24 protein-coding genes are annotated in these 25,754 nt (G+C 70.8%); 13 read left to right on the top strand and 11 right to left on the bottom strand.

Annotated elements, in window-relative coordinates; all coding sequences use genetic code 11:
* Positions 1-17: 17 nt before the first annotated feature.
* On the bottom strand, positions 18-713 hold the full coding sequence (locus tag AC1DWJ_RS08475) for a redoxin domain-containing protein (RefSeq protein WP_477620530.1): 696 nt from the start codon (positions 711-713) through the stop codon (positions 18-20).
* A 9-nt stretch (positions 714-722) separates the two neighbouring features.
* Positions 723-974 (bottom strand): DUF4242 domain-containing protein, encoded by a 252-nt coding sequence (locus tag AC1DWJ_RS08470; protein WP_457254723.1) that lies wholly within the window; start codon positions 972-974, stop codon positions 723-725.
* A 119-nt stretch (positions 975-1,093) separates the two neighbouring features.
* On the opposite strand from AC1DWJ_RS08470, the gene AC1DWJ_RS08465 reads away from it, so the two are divergent.
* From AC1DWJ_RS08465 to AC1DWJ_RS08440, 6 genes are all read left to right on the top strand, one after another.
* Positions 1,094-1,750, top strand: a complete 657-nt coding sequence (locus tag AC1DWJ_RS08465) for an HAD family hydrolase (protein WP_457254722.1) — start codon at positions 1,094-1,096, stop codon at positions 1,748-1,750.
* A 40-nt stretch (positions 1,751-1,790) separates the two neighbouring features.
* Positions 1,791-3,161: a pyridoxal phosphate-dependent decarboxylase family protein gene (locus AC1DWJ_RS08460; RefSeq protein WP_477620529.1), complete on the top strand. Its 1,371-nt coding sequence runs from the start codon at positions 1,791-1,793 to the stop codon at positions 3,159-3,161.
* Positions 3,162-3,475: 314 nt separating this feature from the next.
* Positions 3,476-3,766 carry a DUF3263 domain-containing protein gene (locus AC1DWJ_RS08455; protein WP_056922188.1) on the top strand — a complete coding sequence of 97 codons (291 nt, stop codon included), beginning with the start codon at positions 3,476-3,478 and terminating at the stop codon, positions 3,764-3,766.
* A 121-nt stretch (positions 3,767-3,887) separates the two neighbouring features.
* Positions 3,888-4,343, top strand: coding sequence for an N-acetyltransferase family protein (locus AC1DWJ_RS08450; protein WP_477620528.1), 456 nt, complete (start codon positions 3,888-3,890; stop codon positions 4,341-4,343).
* A complete protein-coding gene (locus tag AC1DWJ_RS08445) occupies positions 4,343-4,735 on the top strand; it encodes a VOC family protein (RefSeq protein WP_457254718.1) in 393 nt (130 codons plus the stop codon). The genes AC1DWJ_RS08450 and AC1DWJ_RS08445 overlap by 1 nt, the downstream gene beginning before the upstream one ends.
* Complete coding sequence (locus AC1DWJ_RS08440) at positions 4,735-5,784, top strand: P1 family peptidase (RefSeq protein WP_477620527.1); 1,050 nt, start codon at positions 4,735-4,737, stop codon at positions 5,782-5,784. The genes AC1DWJ_RS08445 and AC1DWJ_RS08440 overlap by 1 nt, the downstream gene beginning before the upstream one ends.
* Here AC1DWJ_RS08440 and AC1DWJ_RS08435 read toward each other — a convergent pair.
* Complete coding sequence (locus tag AC1DWJ_RS08435) at positions 5,781-6,218, bottom strand: phage tail protein (RefSeq protein WP_477620526.1); 438 nt, start codon at positions 6,216-6,218, stop codon at positions 5,781-5,783. The genes AC1DWJ_RS08440 and AC1DWJ_RS08435 overlap by 4 nt on opposite strands.
* 245 nt (positions 6,219-6,463) lie before the next feature.
* Between AC1DWJ_RS08435 and groL the strand changes: the two genes are divergently transcribed.
* The 4 genes from groL to AC1DWJ_RS08415 all read left to right on the top strand — a co-directional run bounded on the left by groL (position 6,464) and on the right by AC1DWJ_RS08415 (position 13,526).
* Positions 6,464-8,089: a chaperonin GroEL gene (gene groL / locus AC1DWJ_RS08430; RefSeq protein ID WP_457254713.1), complete on the top strand. Its 1,626-nt coding sequence runs from the start codon at positions 6,464-6,466 to the stop codon at positions 8,087-8,089.
* A gap of 139 nt (positions 8,090-8,228) precedes the next feature.
* A complete protein-coding gene (locus AC1DWJ_RS08425; protein WP_477620525.1) occupies positions 8,229-9,926 on the top strand; it encodes an alkaline phosphatase D family protein in 1,698 nt (565 codons plus the stop codon).
* A gap of 256 nt (positions 9,927-10,182) precedes the next feature.
* Positions 10,183-10,983 (top strand): ABC transporter ATP-binding protein, encoded by an 801-nt coding sequence (locus AC1DWJ_RS08420; protein WP_457254711.1) that lies wholly within the window; start codon positions 10,183-10,185, stop codon positions 10,981-10,983.
* Positions 10,984-10,985: 2 nt separating this feature from the next.
* Entirely contained in the window at positions 10,986-13,526 is a 2,541-nt protein-coding gene (locus tag AC1DWJ_RS08415; RefSeq protein WP_457254710.1) for an ABC transporter permease, read from the top strand.
* Positions 13,527-13,606: 80 nt separating this feature from the next.
* Here AC1DWJ_RS08415 and AC1DWJ_RS08410 read toward each other — a convergent pair whose 3' ends face one another.
* Positions 13,607-13,897 carry a WXG100 family type VII secretion target gene (locus tag AC1DWJ_RS08410; protein ID WP_457254709.1) on the bottom strand — a complete coding sequence of 97 codons (291 nt, stop codon included), beginning with the start codon at positions 13,895-13,897 and terminating at the stop codon, positions 13,607-13,609.
* Positions 13,898-14,019: 122 nt separating this feature from the next.
* Between AC1DWJ_RS08410 and AC1DWJ_RS08405 the strand changes: the two genes are divergently transcribed.
* Together AC1DWJ_RS08405 and AC1DWJ_RS08400 are read left to right on the top strand one after the other, a co-directional pair.
* On the top strand, positions 14,020-14,760 hold the full coding sequence (locus AC1DWJ_RS08405) for a DUF4031 domain-containing protein (RefSeq protein WP_457254708.1): 741 nt from the start codon (positions 14,020-14,022) through the stop codon (positions 14,758-14,760).
* Positions 14,757-15,272, top strand: coding sequence for an NUDIX hydrolase (locus AC1DWJ_RS08400; protein ID WP_477620524.1), 516 nt, complete (start codon positions 14,757-14,759; stop codon positions 15,270-15,272). The genes AC1DWJ_RS08405 and AC1DWJ_RS08400 overlap by 4 nt, the downstream gene beginning before the upstream one ends.
* Before the next feature lie 20 nt (positions 15,273-15,292).
* Here AC1DWJ_RS08400 and AC1DWJ_RS08395 read toward each other — a convergent pair whose 3' ends face one another.
* From AC1DWJ_RS08395 to AC1DWJ_RS08365, 7 genes are all read right to left on the bottom strand, one after another.
* Entirely contained in the window at positions 15,293-15,943 is a 651-nt protein-coding gene (locus tag AC1DWJ_RS08395; RefSeq protein ID WP_477620523.1) for an HD domain-containing protein, read from the bottom strand.
* 29 nt (positions 15,944-15,972) lie between these two features.
* Complete coding sequence (locus AC1DWJ_RS08390; protein WP_477620522.1) at positions 15,973-17,994, bottom strand: HelD family protein; 2,022 nt, start codon at positions 17,992-17,994, stop codon at positions 15,973-15,975.
* 364 nt (positions 17,995-18,358) lie between these two features.
* Complete coding sequence (locus AC1DWJ_RS08385) at positions 18,359-19,858, bottom strand: S1C family serine protease (RefSeq protein WP_457254704.1); 1,500 nt, start codon at positions 19,856-19,858, stop codon at positions 18,359-18,361.
* A 51-nt stretch (positions 19,859-19,909) separates the two neighbouring features.
* Positions 19,910-21,364 (bottom strand): sensor histidine kinase, encoded by a 1,455-nt coding sequence (locus tag AC1DWJ_RS08380; RefSeq protein ID WP_477620521.1) that lies wholly within the window; start codon positions 21,362-21,364, stop codon positions 19,910-19,912.
* 81 nt (positions 21,365-21,445) lie between these two features.
* Positions 21,446-22,153 carry a response regulator transcription factor gene (locus AC1DWJ_RS08375; RefSeq protein ID WP_457254702.1) on the bottom strand — a complete coding sequence of 236 codons (708 nt, stop codon included), beginning with the start codon at positions 22,151-22,153 and terminating at the stop codon, positions 21,446-21,448.
* A gap of 64 nt (positions 22,154-22,217) precedes the next feature.
* A complete protein-coding gene (locus tag AC1DWJ_RS08370) occupies positions 22,218-23,864 on the bottom strand; it encodes a DNA repair helicase XPB (protein ID WP_457254701.1) in 1,647 nt (548 codons plus the stop codon).
* 3 nt (positions 23,865-23,867) lie between these two features.
* Complete coding sequence (locus AC1DWJ_RS08365; protein ID WP_477620520.1) at positions 23,868-24,668, bottom strand: hypothetical protein; 801 nt, start codon at positions 24,666-24,668, stop codon at positions 23,868-23,870.
* 100 nt (positions 24,669-24,768) lie between these two features.
* Between AC1DWJ_RS08365 and AC1DWJ_RS08360 the strand changes: the two genes are divergently transcribed.
* A complete protein-coding gene (locus tag AC1DWJ_RS08360; protein WP_457254857.1) occupies positions 24,769-25,701 on the top strand; it encodes a hydroxymethylglutaryl-CoA lyase in 933 nt (310 codons plus the stop codon).
* Positions 25,702-25,754: the final 53 nt, after the last annotated feature.

Genomic DNA, 25,754 nt, shown 5'->3' with positions numbered 1-25,754 from the left:
CCGGGCTGACGCGCTCGTCATCCCACGCTCATTCGCGCCGCTGTGGTGATGACGCGAGGATCCGGGAAGTCCTCGCAGTACTGGTAACCGTACGCCAGCCGTACCCGTCCGGCCGGCGTGATCACGAACTCCGCCACCGACCGCCAAGGGTCGTCGACCGGTGGGTTGCCACGGCGGCGTCGGCTGTCCTGGAAGGCCTGGCCGACCGCTGGCGAGTGGGACAGGAAGGCGTGGGGCGCGTCGTAGAGCACACGCTCCACCGACCAGTGTCCGATCCCGTACGCCCGGAAGGCGCGCGCGCCGGGGTCGCAGAGCACTGGAGCCGAAAGGTGGTGGGTGACCCGGTACGCGCTGGCGCGCACCGGGTCCCCCAGGGAGACGATGACCGGGTTGAGCCCTGCGTCGCAGTAGTCCGACCACTCGGCCTCGAGCCGCGCGGCCCTGGTCGCCCCGCAGCTGCAGCCGAAGTGGCGCCAGAACATCAGCAGGGCCGGTGCCCCGGACCAGAGCTCCGACAGCCGTCGGACCGTACCGGTGTGATCGGGCAGGCTCAGGTCAGGCGCTTCGAACCCATCGCGCAGCAGGACGAGGTCGGTTTCCGTCGGTCCCGCGGACCACCGGTCCAACCATGCGGTCTCGGCCTCCGCGACCGAGGACCCCAGGGACGGCTCGGGCACCGAAGGCCGCGTCGTGGCGGACGTCAACTCGGTCATGTCGCCCGCCTAGAAGCCTTCGATGACGGGGTAGATCTCGTCGGCCACGAGACCGTGCGCCTCGCGGTGCACGGTGTTCGCGGCCTCCGCGTCCGGTGCATCGACCAGGCAGAAGATCTTCCCCGCGGCCTCGTCCACCCAGTAGCGCAGGTAGTTGACACCGTGCGGCGCCTGAGCCGACAGGTCGGCCTGATGAGCTCCCGCGACGTCTCCAGCCGTGAGGCCACCTTCGATGGTGTGCACGTCCATGAACAAGGACATGTCGTTCCTTTCGTTCCGAGGTCGGCGTCGGTCGCCGAGCCTTCGTCCTGAAGGGAACCCCCCCGGCGTGTGACCCCGCGTTTGACGGTGTCCCGACGCGCCTCGTTAACCTCAAGCCCGTGACCCCACGCTGGCCCGTCGTCCTGTTCGACTTCGACGGCACCCTCGCCGACACCATCGCGCTCATCGTCGCGTCGTACCACCACGCGCTCGGCTCGGTCCTGGGCGAGCAGGCCCCCGAGGACGAGGTGCGCTCGTGGATCGGCCGACCGCTCCAGCCGGTGCTCGAGGAGCGCTACCCGGGCCGCGGCGCCGAGCTCACCGACGTCTACCGCACCTGGAACCTCGCCAACCACGACGAGCTCATCCGCACCGTCGAGGGGGTGCCGCAGCTGCTCGACGACCTGCACGCCGCTGGCGCCCGCACCGGCGTGGTCTCGAGCAAGAAGGGCGACACCGTGCGCCTGGGGTTGCGCGCCGTCGGTCTCGAGGACCGCATCGACGTGCTGGCCGGGCAGGAGGAGACCACCCTCCACAAGCCCCACCCCGCGCCCCTCCTGTATGCCGCGGCGCAGCTCGGTGCCGCGCCGCACGACTGCGTCTACGTCGGTGACGCGACCGTCGACGTCGAGGCCGCCCGCGCGGCGGGGATGGGTGCGGTGGCCGTCACCTGGGGTGCCGGGCTCGAGCCGGCCCTGGCCGCGACCCGCCCGGACGCCCTCGTCGCGGACGTGGTCGGGCTGCGCACGGCGTTGTTCGAGACGGCCCTCGACTGAGCCCTGCACCCGGCGCCCGGCTGCGCCCTAGACTCGCCGCGTGCACGGCTACAGCGACCAGAACCTCGAGGCCCTCGGCGACGCGATCCTCGCCTACTCCGCCGACCGCCTGAAGCTCGACCCGGTCCCACTCGACGGGCCCCAGACGCTCGCCGAGCTCGACGCGGCGGCCGGCCAGACCATCACGCGCGACGGCATCGGCGGGCTCGAGGCGCTCAAGCTCTTCGAGGAGCACCTCGCCCAGGCCTGCATCTCCACCGACCACCCCCGTTACCTCTCCTTCATCCCGTGTGCCCCCACCGAGGCCTCGGCGATGTTCGACCTCGTCGTCGGGGCGTCGTCGATCTACGGCGGCTCGTGGCTCGAGGGTGCCGGCGCGGTGTATGCCGAGAACCAGGCCCTGCGCTGGATCGCCGACCTGGTCGGCCTGCCGCAGGAGGCCGGTGGCGTCTTCGTGCCCGGTGGCACGATCGGCAACCTCTCGGCCCTCGTCGCCGCCCGGCACACGGCGCGGACGAAGGCGGCCCGCGAGGCTCGCAGCGGCGCGGGGGCTCGGCCGTGGCGGGTGGCCGCGACGCACGGTGCGCACTCGTCGATCCAGTCGGCCTGCGACGTCATGGATGCCGAGCTGGTCGGCGTCGAGGTGGACGACCGCGGTCGACTCAGTGGCGCTGCCCTGCGCGAGGTCCTGGTCGCCAACGGGCCGGAGACGTTCTTCGCGGTGGTCGCGACCAGCGGCACCACCAACTTCGGGATCGTCGACGACCTCGCCTCGGTGGCAGAGGTCTGCCGTGAGTTCGGGATCTGGTTCCACGTCGACGGTGCCTATGGCGGCGCCGGTCTGGCGGCCCCCTCGGTGCGTCACCTCTACGCCGGCATCGAGCACTGCGACTCGTTCATCGTCGACCCGCACAAGTGGCTGTTCGCGCCGTTCGACTGCTGCGCGCTGATCTACCGCGAGCCGGCGATGGCCCGTGCCGCGCACACCCAGCACGCGTCCTACCTCGACGTGCTCACCGACAAGCCCGACTGGAACCCCACCGACTACTCGGTGGGGTTGACCCGCCGGGCTCGTGGCCTGCCGTTCTGGTTCTCCCTCGCCACCCATGGCACGGATGCCTACCGCGAGGCGGTCGAGCGGACGCTGGAGGTGACCCGGTTCGCGGCGGAGGAGATCGACCGGCGCGGCTACCTCGAGGTGGTCCGCGAGCCCGACCTGTCGGTGGTCGTCTTCCGGCGGCTCGGCTGGACGGCGGCGGACTATCAGGAGTGGTCCGACCGGCTGCTCGCCGAGCAGTTCGCGTTCGTCGTCCCCACCTCGCACCTCGGCGAGACCCTGACCCGGTTCGCCATCGTCAACCCGCGCACCTCCGAGGACGACATCACCGCGATCCTCGACACGATGGCCTGATCCACGCTCGGGTCCCAGTGACCATGCCTTGGCACGCTATGCCGTGCCCCACCACATGGGGCACGCCGCCAGCGCCCCCTGCCCCACCTGATGGGGCACGGCATAGCGTCTCCAATGGCCTGCCGGCCCTGCCCTCCTGCGGCGCAGCGACCCTGGTGGGGCGAGTGGGACGGGTGTGACCAAACCCGTTCAGAACGGTCGTGCCGGAGTTCGCGAGTGGAATGACAAGCGTGTGATTCGCTCCGTATAGTTGCTCCTGCACGCACGGTCAGGCTGCACACGACGTCTGCACACCAGGCAAGGATTGGGTCGAGTTGAACGCCGCACACGAGCAGGGTCAGGTCAGCGTCACCACGGAGCTGAGCGATCGTGACCGCGAGATCATCGCCTTCGAGCGCCAGTGGTGGAAGTACGCCGGCGCCAAGGAGCAGGCGATCCGTGAGCTGTTCGACATGAGCGCCACGCGCTACTACCAGGTGCTCAACGCCCTCATCGACTCGCAGGCCGCCCTCGAGGCCGACCCGATGCTCATCAAGCGGTTGCGCCGGCTGCGGGCCTCGCGCCAGCGCGCCCGCAGCGCACGCCGGTTGGGCATCCAGCTCTGACCGAGCCCCCTGGTTCACCAACGCCCGTGCAGAAGTGACTGTACGGGCGTTGTTGCGTCCGCTCCGGGGCAAGGCCTCCGATCCGGTGTCCCGGTCCACTTCCGCGTGGTTGACTTCTGGCGTGGGCGAAGTGCGAACCCGGTTGGCTGGTCCCGATGACGCGCTCGTCGTGGCGGCCCTGACGCTGCAGTGCGCCCGGCACCGGGGAGGTCAGAGCGAGGTCGGCTTCCTCGACCGGTTCGCCCGTGCCTGGTCGGCGAGCCAGAAGGTCCGCCCGGTCTGGATCGCCGAGGCCGGCGACGACCACGCCGGCTACCTCCAGGGCCTGGTCGTCGAGCCGTTGCCCTGGCCCGGCCGCGGGCCCGGGGCTGGAGCGGAGCTGGTCCTCGACACCTTCTTCGTCCGCCCCGAGCACCGCGGGATCGGAGCGGGGGAGGTGTTGCTCAACGCAGCCGTGGGGTGGGCCCGTGACTCGGGGCTGCGCGCCGTCACGATGGCCGCGGGCGTCCACACCACAGCGATGGTCGAGCGCGTCGGTTTCGTCGCCGACGCCCGTGCCTACCGGATGGAGCTGTGATGGGAGCCGCGTTCAGGATCGGGTCGATCGTCGTCAACGTCCGCGACGTGCCACGGGCGATGGCCTTCTGGGCCGCCGCCCTCGACTACGCGCCGCGCTACGAACCAGAGCCCGACTGGGTCATCCTCAGTCCCCGTGACGGCATCGGGCCCAACCTCTCGCTGAACCTCGGCGACACCCGACCCCTGCTGCACCCGCACATCCACCTCGACCTCTACGCCCACGACCAACAGGCCGAGATCGAGCGACTCGTCGGGTTGGGCGCCCACCTCGTCGAGGACTGGCACTACCCGGAGGGGGAGCGCGACTTCGAGGTGCTCGAGGACCCCGACGGCAACCGGTTCTGCATCATCGACGCGCGGCCTGACGCACCCGACGCGACCGACGACTGATGCGCCCGGGGCCCACGAACTCACTCACCGACGTCGCCGGGCTGCGGGTCGGCCACGCCACCCGCCGCGAGGAGGGCTGGCTCACCGGGTGCACCGTGGTGGTTGCCCCTGATGCGGGGGCCGTGGCGGGCGTGGACGTCAGAGGTGGCGCGCCGGGCACGCGCGAGACCGACCTGCTCGACCCCCGCAACCTCGTCGACCGCGTCAACGCCGTGGTGCTCACCGGCGGGAGCGCGTTCGGCCTCGCCGTCGCCGACGGCGTCGTGCAGCAGCTGTATGCCGCCGGGCTGGGTTGGCCGATGGGCGAGCCCGGCCAGGTGGTCCCGATCGTCCCTGCGGCGGTGCTGTTCGACCTCGGGCGGGGTGGCGTGTTCGCGAACGCCCCGACTGCCGCGGACGGTGCCGACGCGTTGGCTGTCGCGTCCGCCGACGCCGTGCTTCAGGGGTGTGTCGGCGCAGGGACGGGAGCGCGGGCCGCCGGGCTCAAGGGGGCGATCGGCTCGGCGAGCGCGGTCCTCGACGACGGCACGACCGTCGCGGCCCTCGTCGCGCTCAACTCGTTCGGCGCGCCCCACGACGATCGGACCGGTGAGCTGCTCGCCGCCCGCTACGGGCTCGGCGACGAGTTTGCCCACGTCGGGGTCCCGAGCGCGGACGAGCTGGCCGCGGCGCGCGCCCGGGCCGACGCGGCATACGAGGGGCAGCCGGTGCGGCCGGGGATGGCGACGGTGATCGGCGTCATCGCCACGGACGCGACGCTCACCAAGGCGCAGTGCGCGAAGGTCAGCGGGCTCGGGCACGACGGGCTTGCCCGGGCCATCCACCCGGTGCACACGCTGCTCGACGGCGACACGCTGTTCACCCTCGCGACCGGTGCGCGGCCGGCCCCGGAGCTGCCTGCCCTGCACTCCCTCATGGTGGCCGCCGGCGACTGCGTGAGCAGGGCCGTGGGCCACGCCGCGCTGGCCGCCGAGTCGGTCGCCAACGGCGCCGTCGACCTGCGGTCCTACCGCGACGCGTTCCCGTCGGCGGTCCGAACCTCCAGCTAGACCTCGACGTCCATGGAGTCGAAGGCGAGCTCGACCGTCTCGATGACGAGGTCGCTGGACGCGGCGTCGAGGGGGCTCAGCCGGTAGACGGCCGGGAAGGCGTTGCGGAACTTCCAGGTCAGGACGAGCTGACCAGTCCCGTCCAGCAGCTTCACGACGACGGTGCGGTCCACGGCGGGGTCGGCGTTGCGGGCGGCCTCCCACCAGTTCCAGAGGTCGAGGTTGGTGGTCAGGCCCCGGCTGAGGACCAGGTGGGAGTAGCTGGCGAGCCCGGGCTGCTTGCGCGGCTCGTTCGCGCGGTCGTCGCCGGAGCGGTAGGCGACCTCGTCGAGCAGGGCCACCGGCAGGTCGACGTGGGAGAACGACGCGTCGTCCGTGCCGGCGAAGTCGACGATGAAGTTGGAGCCCTCGAGCGGGTCGGGGTGTGCGGCCATGTCTCAGGGTGGCACCAGCCGCGCGCGACGGCGACCCCCAGCGCCGTTCGCCGGGCGCGGACACGTTTGCACTCTCCCGGTGAGAGTGCCAATAATGGCGTTAGCACTCTCACCCTGAGAGTGACAATCCAGGCCAGTCCAGGTGAGGTCCGGGGAACGCGGCGACGTGAGCCGCGCGAGCCGGGTCGTCCGTCGCGGGCACCCACTGGCCACCGCTTACGTTTCGCGTGGGAGGAACCACCCGAATGGCCAAGATCATCGCATTCGATGAAGAGGCTCGCCGCGGTCTCGAGCGGGGAATGAACATCCTCGCCGACGCCGTGCGCGTCACCCTCGGTCCGAAGGGCCGCAACGTCGTCCTCGAGAAGAAGTGGGGAGCCCCCACGATCACCAACGATGGTGTGTCCATCGCCAAGGAGATCGAGCTCGACGACCCGTACGAGAAGATCGGCGCAGAGCTGGTCAAGGAAGTTGCCAAGAAGACGGATGACGTCGCTGGCGACGGCACGACCACTGCCACCGTCCTCGCCCAGGCCCTCGTCAAGGAGGGTCTGCGCAACGTCGCCGCAGGCGCCAACCCGATGGCCCTCAAGCGTGGCATCGAGAAGGCCGTCGAGGCCGTCTCCGCCCAGCTGCTCGAGATGGCCAAGGACGTCGAGACCAAGGAGCAGATCGCTTCGACGGCCTCGATCTCCGCTGCTGACCCCCAGATCGGCGAGATGATCGCCGAGGCCATGGACAAGGTCGGCAAGGAAGGCGTCATCACCGTCGAGGAGTCCAACACCTTCGGCCTCGAGCTCGAGCTCACCGAGGGCATGCGCTTCGACAAGGGCTACATCAGCCACTACTTCGTCACCGACACCGAGCGCATGGAAGCCGTCCTCGAGGACCCCTACGTCCTCGTGGTCAACTCCAAGATCTCCGGCATCAAGGACCTGCTGCCCCTCCTCGAGAAGGTCATGCAGTCCGGCAAGCCGCTGCTGATCATCTCGGAGGACGTGGACGGCGAGGCGCTGTCGACCCTGGTGGTCAACAAGATCCGTGGCACCTTCAAGTCGGTCGCCGTCAAGGCCCCCGGCTTCGGTGACCGTCGCAAGGCCATGCTGGCCGACATCGCCATCCTCACCGGTGGCCAGGTCATCTCCGAGGAGGTCGGCCTCAAGCTCGACACCGCGGAGCTCGACCTGCTCGGCCGCGCCCGCAAGGTCGTCGTCACCAAGGACGAGACGACCATCGTCGAGGGTGCTGGCGACGCCGACCAGATCCAGGGTCGCGTCAACCAGATCCGCGCCGAGATCGAGAAGTCGGACAGCGACTACGACCGTGAGAAGCTGCAGGAGCGCCTGGCCAAGCTGGCCGGCGGTGTTGCGGTCATCAAGGCCGGTGCCGCGACCGAGGTCGAGCTCAAGGAGCGCAAGCACCGCATCGAGGATGCCGTGCGCAACGCCAAGGCTGCCGTCGAGGAGGGGATCGTCGCCGGTGGTGGCGTGGCCCTGCTCCAGGCGACCAAGGCCGCGTTCGAGAAGCTCGAGCTCGAGGGTGACGAGGCCACCGGTGCGAACATCGTTCGCGTCGCAGCCTCCGCTCCGCTCAAGCAGATCGCGATCAACGCTGGTCTCGAGGGTGGCGTCGTGACGGAGAAGGTCAGCACGCTCGCAGCTGGGTGGGGCCTCAACGCCGCCACCGGCGAGTACGTCGACCTCATCGCCGCGGGCATCATCGACCCGGCCAAGGTGACGCGTTCCGCGCTCCAGAACGCCGCGTCGATCGCCGCGCTGTTCCTCACCACCGAGGCCGTCATCGCCGACAAGCCCGAGAAGGCTGCGCCGATGGCCCCCGGTGGCGACGAGATGGGTGGCATGGGCTTCTGACGAAGCCAGCCACGCGGCATACGCCACACCGCTGAAGGGCGGTCCACCGAGAGGTGGGCCGCCCTTTCGCCATCCCCCGAACGGGTCGACGCCCGGCGACGTTACCCAAGCGGGGGGTATGCCGTGTAGAACGGTCCTCGTGCCGACTTCCCCTCCCGATGTTCCCCTCGTCCTGGGGCCGCTGCTCCGCTACATCGGTGAGAGGTCGGCGACGATCTGGGTCCAGACCCGTGATGCGGGCACGGTGCGGGTCCGCGCCTTCGGCCGGGAGTGGTCGGCGCCGACGTTCGGGGCGCACGGGCGCCACTACGCCCTGGTCGTCCTCGACGGCCTGGAGCCGGGTTCGGCCAGCGACTACGAGGTCGACATCGACGACGAGCGGGTCTGGCCGGAGGCCGAGCCGGAGCGCACCGACCTGCCGCCCAGCCGGATCAGGACCCTGCTGCACAGCGAGCCCACCCGGCTCGCCTTCGGCTCCTGCCGCACGAGCGTGTCCCACGACGCCGAGGGGAACGCGAGCAACGGCGTGGACGCCCTGCGCGCTTACGCCCACCACCTGAGCCGGCCCGAGCGCCAGGAGGGCGACTGGCCACACCTGCTGTGCTTCCTCGGCGACCAGGTGTACGCCGACGAGACCAGCGGGCAGATGCGCGAGTACATCGCGTCCCGCCGCAGCCTCGACGAGCCGCCGGGCGAGGAGCTCAAGGACTTCGTGGAGTACTCGCACCTCTACTGGCTGGCGTGGACCGACCCGCTCAACCGCTGGCTGCTCTCGACGCTGCCGAGCGCGATGATCTTCGACGACCACGACATCCGGGACGACTGGAACACCTCGCAGAGCTGGCACCGCGAGATGAACCAGACCTCCTGGTGGCACGAGCGGATCGTGGGTGGGCTCTCCTCCTACTGGGTGTACCAGCACGTCGGCAACCTCTCGCCCGAGGAGCTGGCCGACGACGAGGTCTGGCAGCAGATCGTGGCCCACGCGGAGTCGGGCGCGACCGGCGAGCTCGACCTGACGCAGGTGCTCGACCTGCTCGCCGAGCGGGTGGACGCCAAGCCGGAGACCTACCGGTGGAGCTACGCGCGCGACCTGGGCGAGTCCAAGCTGGTGGTGGTGGACTCCCGGGCGGCGCGGGTCCTGGCACCCGAACGGCGCTCGATCCTCGACGACGACGAGCTCGCCTGGCTCGACGGTCAGCTGCGTGGCGACGTGGACCACCTGTTCATCGGCACCTCGCTGCCGTTCTTCATCGCGCAGGGCATCCACGACCTCGAGGCGATCAACGAGGCGATGGCCACCGGGGCCTGGGGCCCGTGGGTGGCGAACCTGGGCGAGAAGATGCGACGTGCGCTCGACCTCGAGCACTGGGCCGCCTTCCAGGAAGGCTTCGCCGCGGTGCTCGACATGGTGGTGCAGGTCGCGCACGGCGAGCGCGGGACGGCGCCCGGGACCATCACCTTCCTGTCCGGCGACGTGCACAACTCCTACGTGACCGAGATCGGCTCCGACCAGCTCGGGGGCGGCAGCAGCACGATCCTCCAGGCGGTGTGCTCACCCATCCGCAACCCGTTGCCACGTCAGGTCCGCATCGCGCAGGCCTTCCTCGGCAAGGGTCTGGCTCGTCCGCTCCAGTTCCTCGTGGGTCGCACCGAGAAGGTGCCCAGCGCGCCATACCGGTGGTTGGTGACCCACGGCCCCTGGTTCGACAACAACCTCGCCACCCTCGAGGTCCGCGGCCGGGGCCTGGTGATGCGCTGGGAGGCCGGCGAGGTCAGGGGCGACCGCTACGACGCCCCCGAGCTCCGCCAGGTGGCTCGGGTCTCGATCAGCTGAGCGCGACCGCCCCGCGTCGTCGGACTCGGGGTCGTCCCATGGTTCGGAGGATCCACCGGACCAGGACTCGGCGGATCTTCCGAACCAACCCGCCTTCGCTCGGGCACGTTCACACGCTGTCCACCGTTGGGTGGACAGCCGGTAGGCGGACTGGGGGTTCACTCAGGGTGGGCTCAGGGTCGAACCTGAATGCGTCGCAGCGGCCGCGTCCCTACCTTTGAGGAGAACGGAATCCACCATGAGCCGGGAGCCTGAGATGACTGCGACACCCCTGACCGCCGACGCCCCCGTGGCGTCCACCACGCGCGCTGCTGCCGCCCGTGTCGTGAACCTGCACAAGATCTACGGCAAGGGCGAGGCCGAGGTCCGCGCCCTCGACGGGGTCAGCGTCGACCTGGCCCGCGGTGAGTTCACGGCGATCATGGGTCCGTCCGGGTCCGGCAAGTCGACGCTGATGCACTGCGCGGCCGGCCTCGACGCCGTGACCAGCGGCGAGGTCTACATCGGCGACGTCGACATCACCCGGCTCAAGGACAAGGCCCTGACCACCCTGCGCCGTGACCGGATCGGGTTCGTCTTCCAGTCCTTCAACCTCATCCCGACGCTCAACGCGGAGGAGAACATCCTCCTGCCGCTGGCGATTGCCGGGCGCAAGGCCGACCCGGCGTGGTTCGACACCGTCATCCAGACCGTCGGGCTGCGTGACCGGCTCAGCCACCGTCCCAACGAGCTCTCGGGCGGCCAGCAGCAGCGCGTCGCCTGCGCGCGTGCCCTCGTCAGCCAGCCCGAGATCGTCTTCGCCGACGAGCCCACCGGCAACCTCGACTCGACCTCCGGCGCGGAGGTGCTCGGCTTCCTGCGACGCAGCGTCGACGAGTTCGGCCAGACCATCGTCATGGTCACCCACGACCCGGTCGCCGCCGCCTACACCGACCGCGTGGTCTTCCTGGCGGACGGCCACGTCGTCGACGAGATGCGCGAGCCGACCGCCGACAAGATCCTCGAGCGGATGAAGCGCCTCGACGTGCGGATGCAGCCTGACCCGGCAGGTGCCTGACCATGTTGCGCGCCAGCTGGAAGAGCCTGCTCGGCCGCAAGCTGCGGCTGTTCATGAGCGCCTTCGCCATCATCCTCGGCGTCTCGTTCGTCTCGGGGTCGTTCATCTTCACCGACACCCTGAGCCGGGCGTTCGACGGCATCGTCAACACCGTCGGGGAAGTCGTCGTCCGGCCCGACTCCGCGAGCAGTGACTTCGACTCCGGGCCCACGTCCAAGACCGTCCCGGGAAGCCTCGTGCAGACCATCGCGGGGCTGCCGGACGTGGCCCGCGCCGACGGCAACGTCACCGATCCCACGACCTTCGTCGTGTCCAAGAAGGGCAAGCTGATCGGGGGCGGTGGCCCTCCCGGGCTCGGCCTCTCCTGGAACGACGCACCCACCACCGGCGGTGACCCACCGGCGACGATCGCCGAAGGGCACTGGCCGAACAAGTCGGGCGAGGTGGTGCTGGACTCCGGCACCGCCCGCCGGGCCGACTACGTCGTGGGCGACACCGTCACCCTGGTGACCAGCGGCGCGAAGCCGAAGGTCACCGCCACCCTCGTCGGCCTCGCCGAGTTCAAGGGCGGGACGGTCGGCGCGACCCTGGCCTTCTTCGACACCAAGACCGCCCAGGACCTCTACTACGGCGGCAAGGACGAGTTCTCCGACGTGTGGGTGACGGCCAAGGACGGCACCAGCGCCGAGGACCTCGCCGCGAAGGTGCAGGCCTCATTGCCCAAGGGGTTCGAGGCTGTCACGGGCGCGTCGGTGGCCAAGGAGCAGGCGACCGGCATCAACCAGGCGCTCTCCTTCATCAACATCTTCCTGCTCGTCTTTGCCGGGATCGCCCTGTTCGTCGGGTCGTTCCTCATCATCAACACCTTCTCGATCCTCGTGGCGCAGCGCAGTCGTGAGCTCGCGATGCTCCGGGCCCTCGGCGCGGGGCGGCGGCAGGTGACCCGGTCGGTGCTGTTCGAGGCCTTCGTCGTCGGGCTCGTCGGGTCGACCATCGGCCTGGGCGCGGGCTTCCTGCTCGCGCTAGGCATCCAGGCGCTCTTCGCACGCTTCGGCCTCGACCTCAGCGGTTCGCCGCTCGTCTTCCAGCCGAGCACCGCCCTGATCGCGTATGCCGTGGGCATGGTCGTGACGATGCTCGCCGCCTACCTGCCCGCTCGCCGCGCAGGCAAGATGCCTCCGGTGGCGGCCATGCGCGATGACATCGCGCTGCCTGAGGCGACCCTGCACCGGCGCATCTGGATCGGCTCCGTCCTGTTCGTCATCGGACTCTGGAACACCTTCCTCGGTGCCTTCACGCCCATCGACCACTCGTCCTACTGGGTGGGCACCGGGGTCTTCGCCCTGGTGATGGCCGCGATCCTCACCAGTCCCGTCGTGGGCCGGCCGGTCATCCACCTGCTGGGTCTGGTCTACCGTCGGCTGTTCGGCGCGGTCGGGCTGATGGCCGAGCAGAACGCGACCCGCAACCCGCGCCGCACCGCGGCGACGGCGTCCGCCCTGATGATCGGGCTGACCCTCGTGGCGATGATGTCGGTCTTCGGCGCCTCTGCCAAGGCCAGCGTCGACAAGTCGATCAACGAGAACTTCGCTGCCGACTACGTGGTCTCCAACGCGATCGGCCAGCCGTTCTCGACGACGGTCACCCGTGACGTCGCGGCCGTCCCCGGCGTCGCAGTGGTCAGCCCGATGCGCTACCTGGGGGTCTCGGTCAACGACGACAGGGGTTTCGCTGCCGCAGTGGACCCGGTCGCCCTCGGCAAGGCCGTGCCGATCGACTTCACCAGTGGCTCGCTGGCCGCGTTGAAGCCGGGCACCCTGCTGCTCTCGGACCAGCGCGCCACCGAGCAGGGCGTGTCAGTCGGCAGCAAGGTCGACACCGACATCTCGGGCACCAAGGGGAGCGCCACGGTCGTAGGCATCTTCAAGAGCACCGCCGCCCTCCCCAACTCGATCATCGTCACGCTGGCCGACGCCGACGCTGCAGGGGTGCCGCAGCAGGACAGTGCCGCCTTCGTGGTGCGAGCTCCGGGGGCCGACCCCAAGGCGGTTGAGGCGGGTATCGAGAAGGTCATCGCCGACCTGCCGTCGGTCACGCTCAAGAACCAGGACGAGTTCGCCGCGGAGCAGCGGGCTCCGATCGACCAGCTGCTCTACATCATCTACGCGCTGCTCGGCCTGGCCGTGGTGATCGCCGTCCTCGGCATCATCAACACCCTCGCGCTGTCGGTGATCGAGCGGACTCGCGAGATCGGGCTGCTCCGGGCGGTGGGACTGAGTCGGCGACAGCTGCGGACGATGCTGCGGCTCGAGTCCGTCGCGATCGCGCTGCTCGGCGCGGTGCTCGGGGTCGCCCTCGGCCTCGCCGCCGGGTGGGCGCTGCAGCGCAGCCTCGCCGACGACGGCATCGACGTGTTGTCGATCCCGGGCGGCCAGCTGGCCATCTTCGTGGTGCTCGCCGGGATCGTGGGTGTGCTCGCAGCCCTCTGGCCGGGGCGCCGGGCCGCCCGGCTCGACGTCCTCAAGGCCATCACGACCGAGTAGCGGCGGGCGCTGGGAGTCGCGCCACCGCATACCGGGCGACGCTGCCCCGACCACCACGGTCGGGGCGGCGTCGCGACTGCTCAGCTGAACATGCGCAGGGTCTGGGCCTCGGTCTCGGCGTAGTGCGCTCCGGCCGCAGCGAGGACGCCACCGATCGAGTCGAGCGAGGCGCGGACCTGCTTCTGGGTGCCCTGCCACTCGCCCACGAGCGACTGGAACCGCGCCGCGGCGGATCCGGTCCAGGCTCCCTGGAGCCCGGACAGGCGGGCCATCATCGCCGTGACCTGGCTGTCGATCTCGGTCGAGATGCGGGCGATGTCGCCCGAGGCGGCCTGGATGCGCTCGGTGTCCACCGTGAACTGTGCCGACATGGTTGTCCTCCTGACGAGTGCGGCGCCCCCGTGGCCTCCGCCTGTGGCGAGGCTAGGGGCGTCACGCGGCTGGCCCGCCCGGTTGTCCACAGGCTCCTGCCCGGGCGGGTAGCGTCAGCCGGGTGACCATCTGGATCGACCCGCCTGCGTGGCCGGCGCATGGGCGGTTGTGGTCCCACCTCGTCAGCGACACGTCCTACGACGAGCTGCACGTCTTCGCTGCGGCACAAGGGATTCCGGCCCGTGGCTTCGAGGGTGACCACTACGACGTGCCCGAGGAGCGGTATGCCGCGCTGGTCGCGGCAGGTGCCACGCCGGTGGACGGCCGGGAGGTCGTGCGGATCCTCCAACGCAGCGGTCTGCGCATCCAGAAGCGGCGCCACGAGCGGGTCGTCCGGGCTGTTCCCGAGGCGCCCTGGCTGCCCCCGGGGTCACGGGCCGACGTGATCGCGTCGCGCCAGGACGAGGCGCCGGCCAACACGGTCGTGGTGCGCCTCGCCCTGCTGCGCGGGCCTGAACTCCTCGTCGTGGAGCGCCCCGATGGCGGCGTCGACCTCCCGTCACGGAGGGTGGGGGGCGACTCCGTGGCCGAGGCCCTCGGTCTCCTGGTGGGGGAGCTGATGGGCACGCCCACAGCCCTCGTCCCGCGCCTCGTGGGCTACGTCCGCAACACCGTGCCCAGCCCTGACGACGGGTATCCGTGGCCTGCACCAAAAGCGTGCTTCGCGGTCTTCGCGGACCGCATCACCGAGTCCGACGACGCTGAGGTCGGCACCTGGCGCCACCTCTCGGACCCGACGGACGACCTGTCCGGAAGGCACTGGTGGCCCCTCGTGGAGCACCTGGAACGGGTGGGTCGGTGAGTCGGCTTATCGAGTCGGTCCCGGGGGCGACGTTCGCCGACGGCTCCGTGGCCGATGTCGAGCTGTGGGTGTCGGCCGAACCCGTGGACGAGGAGCGCGTGTTCGTGGCCACGGTGGTCGTGACGGATGCGACGGGACGGTATGCGGTGACCTACAGCCCGCGCCGCCGCGAGTGGAGCATCCCGGGCGGCTGGCGTGAGCCCGGGGAGTCGGTGCTCGAGTGCGCACTCCGTGAGGTCTGGGAGGAGACCGGCCTGCGGCTCGACGCGGACAGCCTGCAGATCTTCGGCCATGAGGACTACACCCCCCGGTCGCGGCACGGTCTCTGGCCTGAGGACGGAGGGTCGATGCAGGTCTTCCGCGCCACGCTCCCGGTGGCCGGGGACGAGCTCGTGGCGACCGAGCCCGACGCGGTGGACCCGAGGTGGGTGAGCGCCGAGGAGTTCGAGTCCCTGGCCGGGCGGCAGTTCTGGTGGCCACTCGTGGCCGCAGCCATGACCGCGGACGAGTGACGGCGGAGGAGTGACGGGCGTCAGCCCGTGAGGAGTCCCAGCTCGGCGGCGAGGTTGACCCGGGCCGCGTCCTCCCAGGACTCCCGGGCGAACTCGGTGGCGTAGATGGTCTCGCGGTCGAGGAAAGGTCGCAGGATCGACGCCCTCGCCGCGCGGAACACGTCGTCGGGGACGGCGGCATACTCGTCACGCACCTGGACGGTGTACTCGTCGTAACGCCCGGGCGGTGAACTGAGGATCCAGAGGTCGGCGTCGTGGAAGGCGCCGGCGAGGGGCGTGCCGGTGAGCTCGTGGTCGTGCGTCGAGAGCACGAGGTCGCGCACGGTCTCGACGTCCTCGGTCGTGAAGCCCAGCGCCGAGAGGTCGCGCACCGCGAGGTCGGCGCTCTCGATCTCGTTCTCCCCACCCGAGTTCGTGGTGTCGTAGACGGCGTCGTGGAACCACGCCGCGATCCGGGCCAGGGCCGTCTCTCGGGCGGTCAGCACGCCGGCCTGCTCGAGGTCCTCGAGCGCCCAGAACATCTCCACGACATGGCGGGCCGTGTGGTACCTGCGGTGCTCCTCGCCCAGCCGTCGCAGCAGGTCCTCCCCGACTGCCCGGACGGCGTCCGAGTGCGCTCCGGGGGCGAGGTCGGCGACGTCGAGCGTCCACCACGTGATCAGTGCCGGCACGAGCGCGATTCTGGCAGAGATCGAGCCGGTCAGGCGGGACCCAGCTGCGCGGGCAGCGGTTCGGCGTGCACGACGGTCAGGGCCGAGACCGCTCGGGTGAGCACGACGTAGAGGCGACGCAGCCCGGTGCGCTCGTCGGGCTCGGCCGCGGCGATGGCGGCGGGTTCGACCACGATGACCCGGTCGAACTCCAGTCCCTTGGCCACGGTGGCCGGGACCACGTCGACCTGGTGGTCGATGTCGCCGTGGTCCTGACCGAGCACGCCGTGGTCGATCCCGTCGCGCTGCAACGACGCTGACAGCGCATCGACCATGGCGTCGGGAGCGATGACACCGACGGAACCGGGCTCCTCCAGCTCGGCGGCGACGACGGCACCCACCCGCTCGTGGAGGCTGGCAGCGTCGGTCGACACGAGGTCGAGCCGGCCGGGGTTGTCTCGCACCGAGACGGGAGTGCCGAGTCCGGGCGCCATGTGGGGGAGCAGCTGGGCCGCGTACTCGATGACGCTGGCGGGCACGCGGAACCCCCGGTCGAGGACCTCGATGTGGCTGCCCGGCTTGCCGAGGTGGTGCAGGGACGACTCCCATGAGTCGGTCGCCCACGGCGTGGTGCCCTGGGCGATGTCGCCGAGGACGGTTGCGGCGCCGGTGGAACAGCGTCGACCGACGGCCCGCAGCTGCATCGGGGAGAGGTCCTGGGCCTCGTCGAGCACGACGTGACCGAGGGAGGGGGTGCGGGCGATGTGGTCGCCGAGCTCGTCCAGCAGCACGGTGTCGGCGGGCGACCACTTGGCGGAGCCCTTGGAGCGAGCCGCGTTGTCCCACACCAGGATCCGTCGCTCGTCGTCGCTCAGCAGGTCCGTCGAGTGGCGCTCCAGCTGGTCGAGGTCTGACAGGAGGGAGAAGAGCACCGCCTTGGCGTCGAGGGTCGGCCAGAGCGTCGTGACGTACTTCTTCACCACCGCCGAGCGGGCGACCTGGTCCTGCACGCGGTCGTCGGGGGAGTCGCCGGACCCCTCCATCTTCAGCAGGACCGCGTGGGCGAGGCGCTGCGGGAGCATCTGCCGCGCCGCGTCGTAGCGCACGCCGCGTGAGCGCAGCTCGTCGAGGATCTCGTTGACCTCGTATGCCGGCACGCGCCACTTGCGCACGCCGCGCGGCACCACGAGCGGCTCGGTCGCGGGCTGCACTGCCGACCACACGGCATACCGGAGCACCTCGGCGAGGCGCGCGTCGCCCTTCAGGATCGCGGTCTCGGTGGGGTCGGTGCCACGGACCGGCACGGAGGCGACAAGCTCCTCGATGGTGGTGTGGCCGACGGCGACCTCGCCGAGGGCCGGCAGGACCGCGCCGATGTGTTCGAGGAAGGCGCGGTTGGGGCCGATCACGAGGACGCCGGAGCGGGCCAGGCGCTCGCGGAACGCGTAGAGCAGCCAGGCGGCTCGGTGCAGGCCGACGGCGGTCTTGCCCGTGCCCGGGGCGCCCTGGACGCAGATGGTCTGCTCGGCGCCGGCCCGGACGATCTCGTCCTGCTCGGGCTGGATGGTGGCCACGATGTCGCGCATCGGCCCCACGCGCGGGCGCTCGATCTCCTCGGCGAGGATCTGGCTGCGGACGTCGTGCTCGGCCCGGTCCTGGAGGTGCTCGTCCTCGTAGGCGGTGATGGCGCCACGGTCCAGCCCGAACCGTCGGCGCAGGGTGACGCCCATCGGCTCGGTGCGCGACGCCCGGTAGAAGGCGGTCGACATGCCCGCCCGCCAGTCGATGACGAGCGGGTCGCCGGCGGTGTCCGCGACGTGGCGTCGGCCGATGTACCAGCGCTCGTCCGTGTCGGTGTCGATCCGCCCGAAGAAGAGGGTGGTCGAGGGGTCGTCCTGGAGGGAGGCGGCCCGCAGGTGCAGCGTGCGGGCGAGGTGCTCCGCCGAGATCGGGTCGTGGGCCTGGACCTTGAGCGAGAGGGTCTGCTCGCGCATCGCGGCGAGGGCCGCACGGGCGGCGCCGAGGTAGTCCTGCTCGCGCTTCAGTTCCGGGGTGGGGGCGGTAGCAGACACAAGGGTCTACCTTGCCACCGAGTCGGCACCGCGTCGAACGGTTTTGGCTCGGTGGCCGGCCGCTGGTTGGGCCGCACTGGCGCCCGGGGGCTAGAGAGGAAGTAGTTCAGAAGGACTATTTCCTTTAGTTAGATGTTAATAAGACAGTGGTGCGGAGCTTCCACGCAGCAACTCGCCGAAGGCGTGCAGACATGGCCAGGCCGGGCCCACTCGTCGGCGTCCATCCAACAGACGAGACGAGGGGCCCGGCCCGGCATCCGGTCCACTGTCCGCACGATCAGCGGCCCGGGTCACCGGTCGAGGCGAGGTCGGCCCGATCGGTGACTGGTGGTCGGCGCCCGGAGGCGCCGACCGGCTTGGTGGGTCAGCTGGTGGCAGCGGCCTTGGCGACCAGGGTGGCGGTCAGGTCGACCTGCTTGCCGTCCCGCAGCACGCGCAGCGTGACCTTGTCGCCGACGGCGCGTTCGCGGATGTTGGCCACCAGCGACAGGGCCGAGTCGACCCGCTCGCCGTCGACCGCGACGACGACGTCGCCCTTCTGCAGACCCGCGTTCGCGGCCGGGGTGTTGGCCGAGATCTGGGTGATCTCCGCGCCGGCCCGCTGGCTGGTGCCGTCAGACGCCGTGCCGTCGCCCAGGCTGACCCCGAGGAAGGCGTGCTCGGCCTTGCCCGACGAGATCAGCTGCGAGGCGATGCTCTTGGCCTCGTTGGCCGGGATCGCGAACCCGATGCCGATGCTGCCGCTCTGGCCGCTGCTCGACGAGCCGAGGCTGGCGATCGACGAGTTGATGCCGACCAGCTGACCGGAGGCGTTGACGAGCGCGCCGCCGGAGTTGCCGGGGTTGATCGCGGCCGACGTCTGGATCGCGTTGGTCACGACGTCGCTGCCGTCGCTGCCGGTCGAGGGCTGCCCCTGCCCCGGAATGCTCTGTCCGAACGGGTCCTGCGGCTGGCTGTCCTCAGCGGCGGTCGTCACCGGGCGGTTGAGCGCGCTGACGATGCCGGTCGTGACGGTGCCGGCCAGTCCCAGGGGGTTGCCGATCGCCATCACCGGGTCGCCCACCTTGAGGTCGTCGGAGTTGCCGATCGCGATGGCCTTGAGGTCGCTCGGGGCGTTGGACAGGGTGATGACGGCGAGGTCGGTGCTCGGGTCGGTGCCGGCGACGGTGGCCTTGTAGGTGCGTCCGTCGTTGAGCGTCACGGTGATGACCGTGCCGGAGCCGACGCCGCTCACGACGTGGTTGTTGGTGAGGACGTGGCCCTTGCCGTCGATGATCACGCCGGAGCCCTGCGCCTCGCTCTGACCGGACTTCACGGTGATCGACACGACGCTGGGCGCCACGGCAGCCGCGGTAGCCGTCCAGTTCGGGTTCGTGGCGTCGGCTTGGACCACCGGTCCGGCGTCTGCGCCGCGGCCCAGGGATGACGCGCTCGCAGGGGAGGAGGCCTGCGGACCGTCACCCAGCTGGACCGCGGCGTAGGTGCCGCCGCTCGCAAGGAGGGCGGCGAGCGCCGCGACGGCGGTGAGTTCCGTCAGTCGGCGCCGTTTGCCCGGCTGGGCAGGCTCTGCCCCGTCCCGAGTGGGAAAGGAAGGGGGCGGCCCAGCCGGAGGAGTGGTGAGCGGCGGGTATGCCGTGGTGGCACCGGCCGCTGCAAGTGTTGGATCTCCTGCTGCGCCCGGAAGCCCGAGAGCCGCGTGGTCGCGCGGGATCTCGTGGGTCTGGCCAAACCAGACCGGGGTCGTCGGCTCGCCCTGCTGGGACCACGGGTCCTGGGCGGCGGTGGGAGCCGGCGTGACAGGAGGCTGAGGCTGACCATCGTCACCGGTGGTGTCCGGTCGGGTGTCCGGGTGGATCTGGGTCATGGTGGTGCGCTCCTTGGTGTGGCTTGGTGACGTCAGTCAACCGGTCCAACGTCAAGGGGTGCTGGGCGCTGCCTGAGAGTTGTCTGTGGGCAGCTCGACGATGAAGGTCGCGCCACCGCCCGCCGTCTGGGAGACCCCGATCCGGCCCCGGTGGGCGTTGACGATGGCGGCCGCGATGGCCAGGCCCAGTCCGTTCCCCCCACCCGCGCCACGGACCCGTGACGGGTCGGCGCGGTAGAACCGCTCGAACACCTTGCGGGCCTTGTCAGGGTCGACGCCCGGGCCGTGGTCGCGCACCTCGATGACGACGTGTTGGTCGGATTCCCTTGTGCCCACGGCGATTTCGAGGGGTGAGCCAGCAGGGGTGTGGTTGAGGGCATTCGACAGGAGGTTGGAAAGGAGCTGTCGCAGCCGGGCGTCGTCGCCAGGAGCCACGGTGGGCCCCAACGGTCCCGTCAGGCCCGAGACGGTGATCTGCCGGTGCGGGTCGATGGCCCGTGCGTCCTGCGCCGCGTCGGCGGCGAGCACGGTCAGATCGACGGGGGCGAAGCGCATCGGTCGCTGGTCGTCGAGCCGCGCCAACATGAGCAGGTCCTCGACCAGCCCGCCCATCCGGGTCGCCTCGCCCTCGATGCGCGTCATCGCGCTCGCGACGTCCGTCGGCTCCCTGACCGCTCCCTGACGGTAGAGCTCGGCGTAGCCCCGCACCGCGGCCAGCGGGGTGCGCAGCTCGTGGGAGGCGTCGGCGACGAACTGGCGCATCCGCTCTTCGGACGCCTCACGGGCGGCGAAGGACTGCTCGATCTGGGCGAGCATGACGTTGAGCGACCGCGCCAGCGAGGTGACCTCGTCCTTGGCGGTCCGCGTCGGGATGCGGCGGGCGAGGTCACCATCGGCGATGGCCGCGGCGGTGTCCTCGATCTCGCGCAGGGGCCGGAAGGCGCGCTGCACGGCATACCACCCTCCGATGGCGCACGCCGCGAGGACGGCGAGACCGATGAGGAGCTCCACGAGCACGAGGCGACGCACCGTGTGGCTGACACTCGCCAGCGGCACCGCCACGATGAACGTCGCGGAGTCGTCCCTCAACCGACCGGCCACGGCACGCCACTGGCCGGACCCGTCCTTGGTGCCGATGGTGAACGCTTCGGGGGAGTCGACGCGAGCGTCGGTGAGCGGCAGCTTGTCAGGGACGCCTGGGCGGGCACTGGCGCCAGTCGGGTCGATCTCGACTGCGGGGGTGCCGTCGGTCGGGTAGAAGACCACGGCATACCCGCTCGGCAGGCGGTTGCGGGCGGGTGCACGCAACGTGTCGAGGGCCTGTTGCGCCACCGTCGGGTAGGCCCGTTGCAGGTCGCCGTCGACGCGGCCCATCAAGTCACGGCGCATCAGGGCCGCGGTGGCCGCGGCAGTCAGGGTGAGGGCCACCAACAGGAGGACGAGCATCACGGCGACCAGGCGCACCCGCAACGGGAGCAGCTCCAGCTGCTCCTTGGCCCGGGCCACAGCGATCCGTGCGGGCTGGCTTGGAGCTGGCGCGGCGGGTGCGGGGGTGTCCGCGGGAGCAGGACTCGTGGGCGCCGTCATCTACGCCTCCGGGGGCTTGCGCAACACGTAGCCGACGCCGCGCTTGGTGTGGATGAGCGGCGGAACCCCGTCGAGGTCGATCTTGCGCCGCAGGTAGGAGATGTAGGACTCGACGATGCCGCTCTCGCCGCGGAAGTCGTAGTCCCACACGTGGTCGAGGATCTGCGCCTTAGACAGCACCCGGTTGGGGTTGAGCATGAGGTAGCGCAGGAGCTTGAACTCGGTGGGGGACACGTCGATCGAGCGGCCGGCGCGGCTGACCTCGTGGGAGTCCTCGTCGAGCTCGAGGTCCTCGAAGCGCAGCGAGCTGGCGTCGTCGACCTCGCCCCTGGTGCGGCGCAGGACGGCTCGGATGCGGGCCACGACCTCCTCGAGGCTGAACGGCTTGGTGACGTAGTCGTCGCCGCCGACGGTCAGCCCCTTGATCTTGTCGTCGACCGAGTCGCGCGCGGTCACGAACACGATGGGCAGCTGACGCCCCGTGTCGCGCAGCTTGCGGGTCACCGTGAAGCCGTCCATGTCGGGGAGCATCACGTCGAGGACGACGAGGTCGGGCTCGTGGACCGTGGCGAGGTGGAGGGCGGTCGCGCCGTCGGCGGCGACGTGCACCTCGAACCCCGCGAACCGCAGGGAGGTGGCGAGGAGCTCACGGATGTTGGGCTCGTCCTCGACGACGAGGAGCCGGGCCTCGGGTTGGGCATTGGTCACGTCACCCAGTCTCGGGCCTGAGTCTGGGAGTTGTCTGTATGCCGTCTGGACGCGCCCGCGCGCGTCAGGCGGTGGCGTCCACGTCGTCGGCGTCGACGATCCGGTAGGCGTAGCCCTGCTCGGCGAGGAACCGCTGGCGGTGTGCTGCGAACTCGGCGTCGACGGTGTCGCGCGAGACGACCGTGTAGAAGTGCGCAGTGCGGCCGTCGCCCTTCGGCCGCAGCACCCGGCCGAGGCGCTGGGCCTCCTCCTGCCGCGAGCCGAAGGTGCCGGACACCTGGATCGCCACGCTCGCCTCCGGCAGGTCGATCGAGAAGTTGGCGACCTTCGACACGACGAGCAGGCTGATCTCGCCGACCCGGAACGCCTGGAAGAGCTTCTGCCGCTGGGAGACCGGGGTCTCGCCCGTGATGACATCGGCGTCCAGCCGCTCGGACAGCTCGGCGAGCTGGTCGAGGTACTGGCCGATGACGAGCGTGGGCTCACCGCGGTGCTGCGCCACGATCCGCTCGACGACGGCGTTCTTGACGGGGCTGCACGAGGACAGCCGGTAGCGGTCCTCCGGTTCGGCCACGGCATACGCGAGGCGCTCGCTGTCGGGGAGCGTGACCCGCACCTCGACGCAGTCGGCGGGCGCGATGTAGCCCTGCGCCTCGATGTCCTTCCACGGTGCGTCGTAGCGCTTCGGGCCGATCAGCGAGAACACGTCGGCCTCGCGGCCGTCCTCGCGCACGAGGGTCGCGGTGAGGCCCAGGCGCCGACGGGCCTGGAGGTCGGCGGTCATCCGGAAGATCGGCGCGGGGAGCAGGTGCACCTCGTCGTAGATGATCAGGCCCCAGTCGCGGGCGTCGAGCAGGTCGAGGTGCGTGTAGACGCCCTTCCGGCGGGTCGTCAGCACCTGGTAGGTCGCGATGGTGACCGGGCGGATCTCCTTGCGGGCACCGGAGTACTCGCCGATCTCCTCGTCGGTGAGGCTGGTCCGCTTGAGCAGCTCGTCACGCCACTGCCGCGCCGACACCGTGTTGGTGACGAGGATCAGCGTCGTCGCCTTGGCCACCGCCATGGCGCCCGCGCCGACCAGGGTCTTGCCGGCGCCACACGGCAGCACGACCACCCCGGAGCCGCCGTGCCAGAACCCGTCGACGGCCTGCTGCTGGTAGGGGCGCAGCGACCAGTCGGCGTTGTCGAGCCCGATGGGATGGGCCTCGCCGTCGACGTAGCCCGCTTCGTCCTCGGCCGGCCAGCCGACCTTGAGCAGCTCCTGCTTGAGGTGGCCCCGCTCCGAGGGGTGCACCGCCACTCGGTCGTCGTCGATCCGCTCGCCGATGAGCGGCTTGATCTTCTTGTGCCGCAACACTTCCTCGAGCACAGGACGGTCTGTCGTACGCAGGACCAGTCCGTGGTCGGGGTCCTTCTCGAGGGTGAGCCGACCGTAGCGATCCATCGTGTCGGCGACATCGACGAGCAGGGCGTGCGGCACGGCATACCTGCTGTAGGTGATCAGGGCGTTGACCACCTGCTCGGCGTCGTGGCCCGCGGCCCGTGCGTTCCACAGGCCCAGTGGCGTCACCCGGTAGGTGTGGATGTGCTCCGGCGCGCGCTCGAGCTCGGCGAAGGGTGCGATCGCCCGGCGCGCCTCCTCGGCGTTCGGGTGGTCGACCTCCAGCAGCAGCGTCTTGTCGCTCTGGACGATCAGCGGGCCATCAGGCAAGGGCTAGTACCCCGAGTCGAAACTGGATGAGCTGCTGCCGGCGATGGCCACGAGGAAGATGACGATCACGGCAATGGTGAGGAACAGACCGACCGCCAGCGCGATCCAGCCCCAGCGGGTGAACTTCGCCGACTCGGCCGGCTGGTCCTTCTTGGTCGCCGCCACGATCGCGAAGACCAGGGCGACGATGCCGAAGCCGCAGCCGAGGGTGGTCAGGCCGGAGACGACCAGCAGCGCGATCGTGTTGCCGCTCATCGACTGGGGCGCGGCATAGGTAGGTTGCCCGTAGCCGGGGGCGCCGTAGACCGGCGTGCCATAGGCCGGGGCGGCGCCGTAGCCCTGCCCGCCCTGACCGGGAGCGCCCTGACCGGGCGCACCCTGACCCGGCGCGCCGTAGCCCTGGGCGCCGTAGCCCTGCTGGACCTGGCCCTGGGTGGGGTACTGCTGTCCGCCGTAGGGGTTCTGGGGTGCCGCGCTCGGGGCGCTGCCATAGGGGTTCTGCGGAGGGGGCGGCGGCGCACCCGCGGCGGTCGACGGCGCGCCATACGGGTTCTGCGGGGTGCTTGCCGGCGGACCGTAGGACGGCTGACCGCCGCCGGGGTGGGCCGCGGGCGGCGGGGGAGGGCTCGCCGGGGCCGGTGGCACCGGCGGGACCGCCTGCGTCACGTCGGTGTCGATGGCTGCGGTCTGGTCGAACGAGTCGTCGGAGTCCGAGAGACCCTCGTCGCTCGGCGCCGTCGGGTCGCTGGGCGCCGTGGGGTCGCGGTACTCCGGGGTGTCGTCGTTGCGAGGTGTGTCGCTCATCGTGCGTCCCTTCGGGCGTCGTGCGGTTCCGTGCAAATCTAACCCCCCGCAGCACGGGTGAAGACCGGGAGTCCGGGAATGGCAGGATCAAGGGGTGAGCATCGGACTTCCCCAGCGCGAGCCGAACCCGGAACTGCCGAGCCGGGTGACCATCTACGAGGTCGGTCCGCGCGACGGCCTCCAGAACGAGAAGGCCGTCGTCCCGGCCGCGGTGAAGGCGGAGTTCATCCGGCGACTGGCGGCCGCCGGCCTGGAGACGATCGAGACCACGTCCTTCGTCCCGCCGACGTGGGTGCCGCAGCTCGCCGATGCCCGTGAGGTGCTCGAGGACCTCGGCGAGCTCGGCCGCGGACCTCGTCGCCCGGTGCTCGTGCCCAACGAGCGCGGCCTCGACGACGCGCTCGCGGCCGGCGTGGGAGCGGTTGCCATCTTCGGCAGCGCGACCGAGACCTTCGCCCGCAAGAACCTCAACCGCACCGTGGACGAGTCGGTCGACATGTTCGCCCCGGTCGTGGCGCGGGCCAAGGACGCCGGGCTGTGGGTGCGGGCCTACGTCTCGATGTGCTTCGGCGACCCCTGGGAGGGGCCGGTGCCGGTCGACCAGGTCGTCTCGGTCTCGCAGCGGCTGATGGACCTCGGCGCCGACCAGCTCTCGCTCGGCGACACCATCGGCACGGGCACGACCGGTCACGTGAGCCGCCTGCTCGATGCCCTCGACGCGCGCGGGATCGGCGCCGACCGCATCGGCGTGCACTTCCACGACACCTACGGGCAGGCGCTCGCCAACACCATGACCGCCCTGCGCCACGGCGTCACCGTCGTCGACGCCTCCACCGGCGGGCTCGGCGGCTGCCCCTACGCCAAGAGCGCCACCGGCAACCTCGCCACCGAGGACCTCGTCTGGGCCCTCGACGGTGCCGGCGTGGAGACCGGCGTCGACCTGGCCCAGCTCGTCGAGACGAGCGTCTGGATGGCCGGCCACCTGGGCCGCCCGTCGCCCTCCGGAGTCGTCCGAGCCCTCGCCGGCGGCTGACCACGCCGGCCTGACGCACTGGTCGGCTCAGCCCTGTGCTGCCCCAGCCTGCA

It is taken from the genome of Pedococcus sp. P2_D7 (assembly GCF_056404295.1).
Note: the sequence above shows the minus strand (reverse complement) of the source record. Positions and strands in the feature narration are given on the sequence as shown.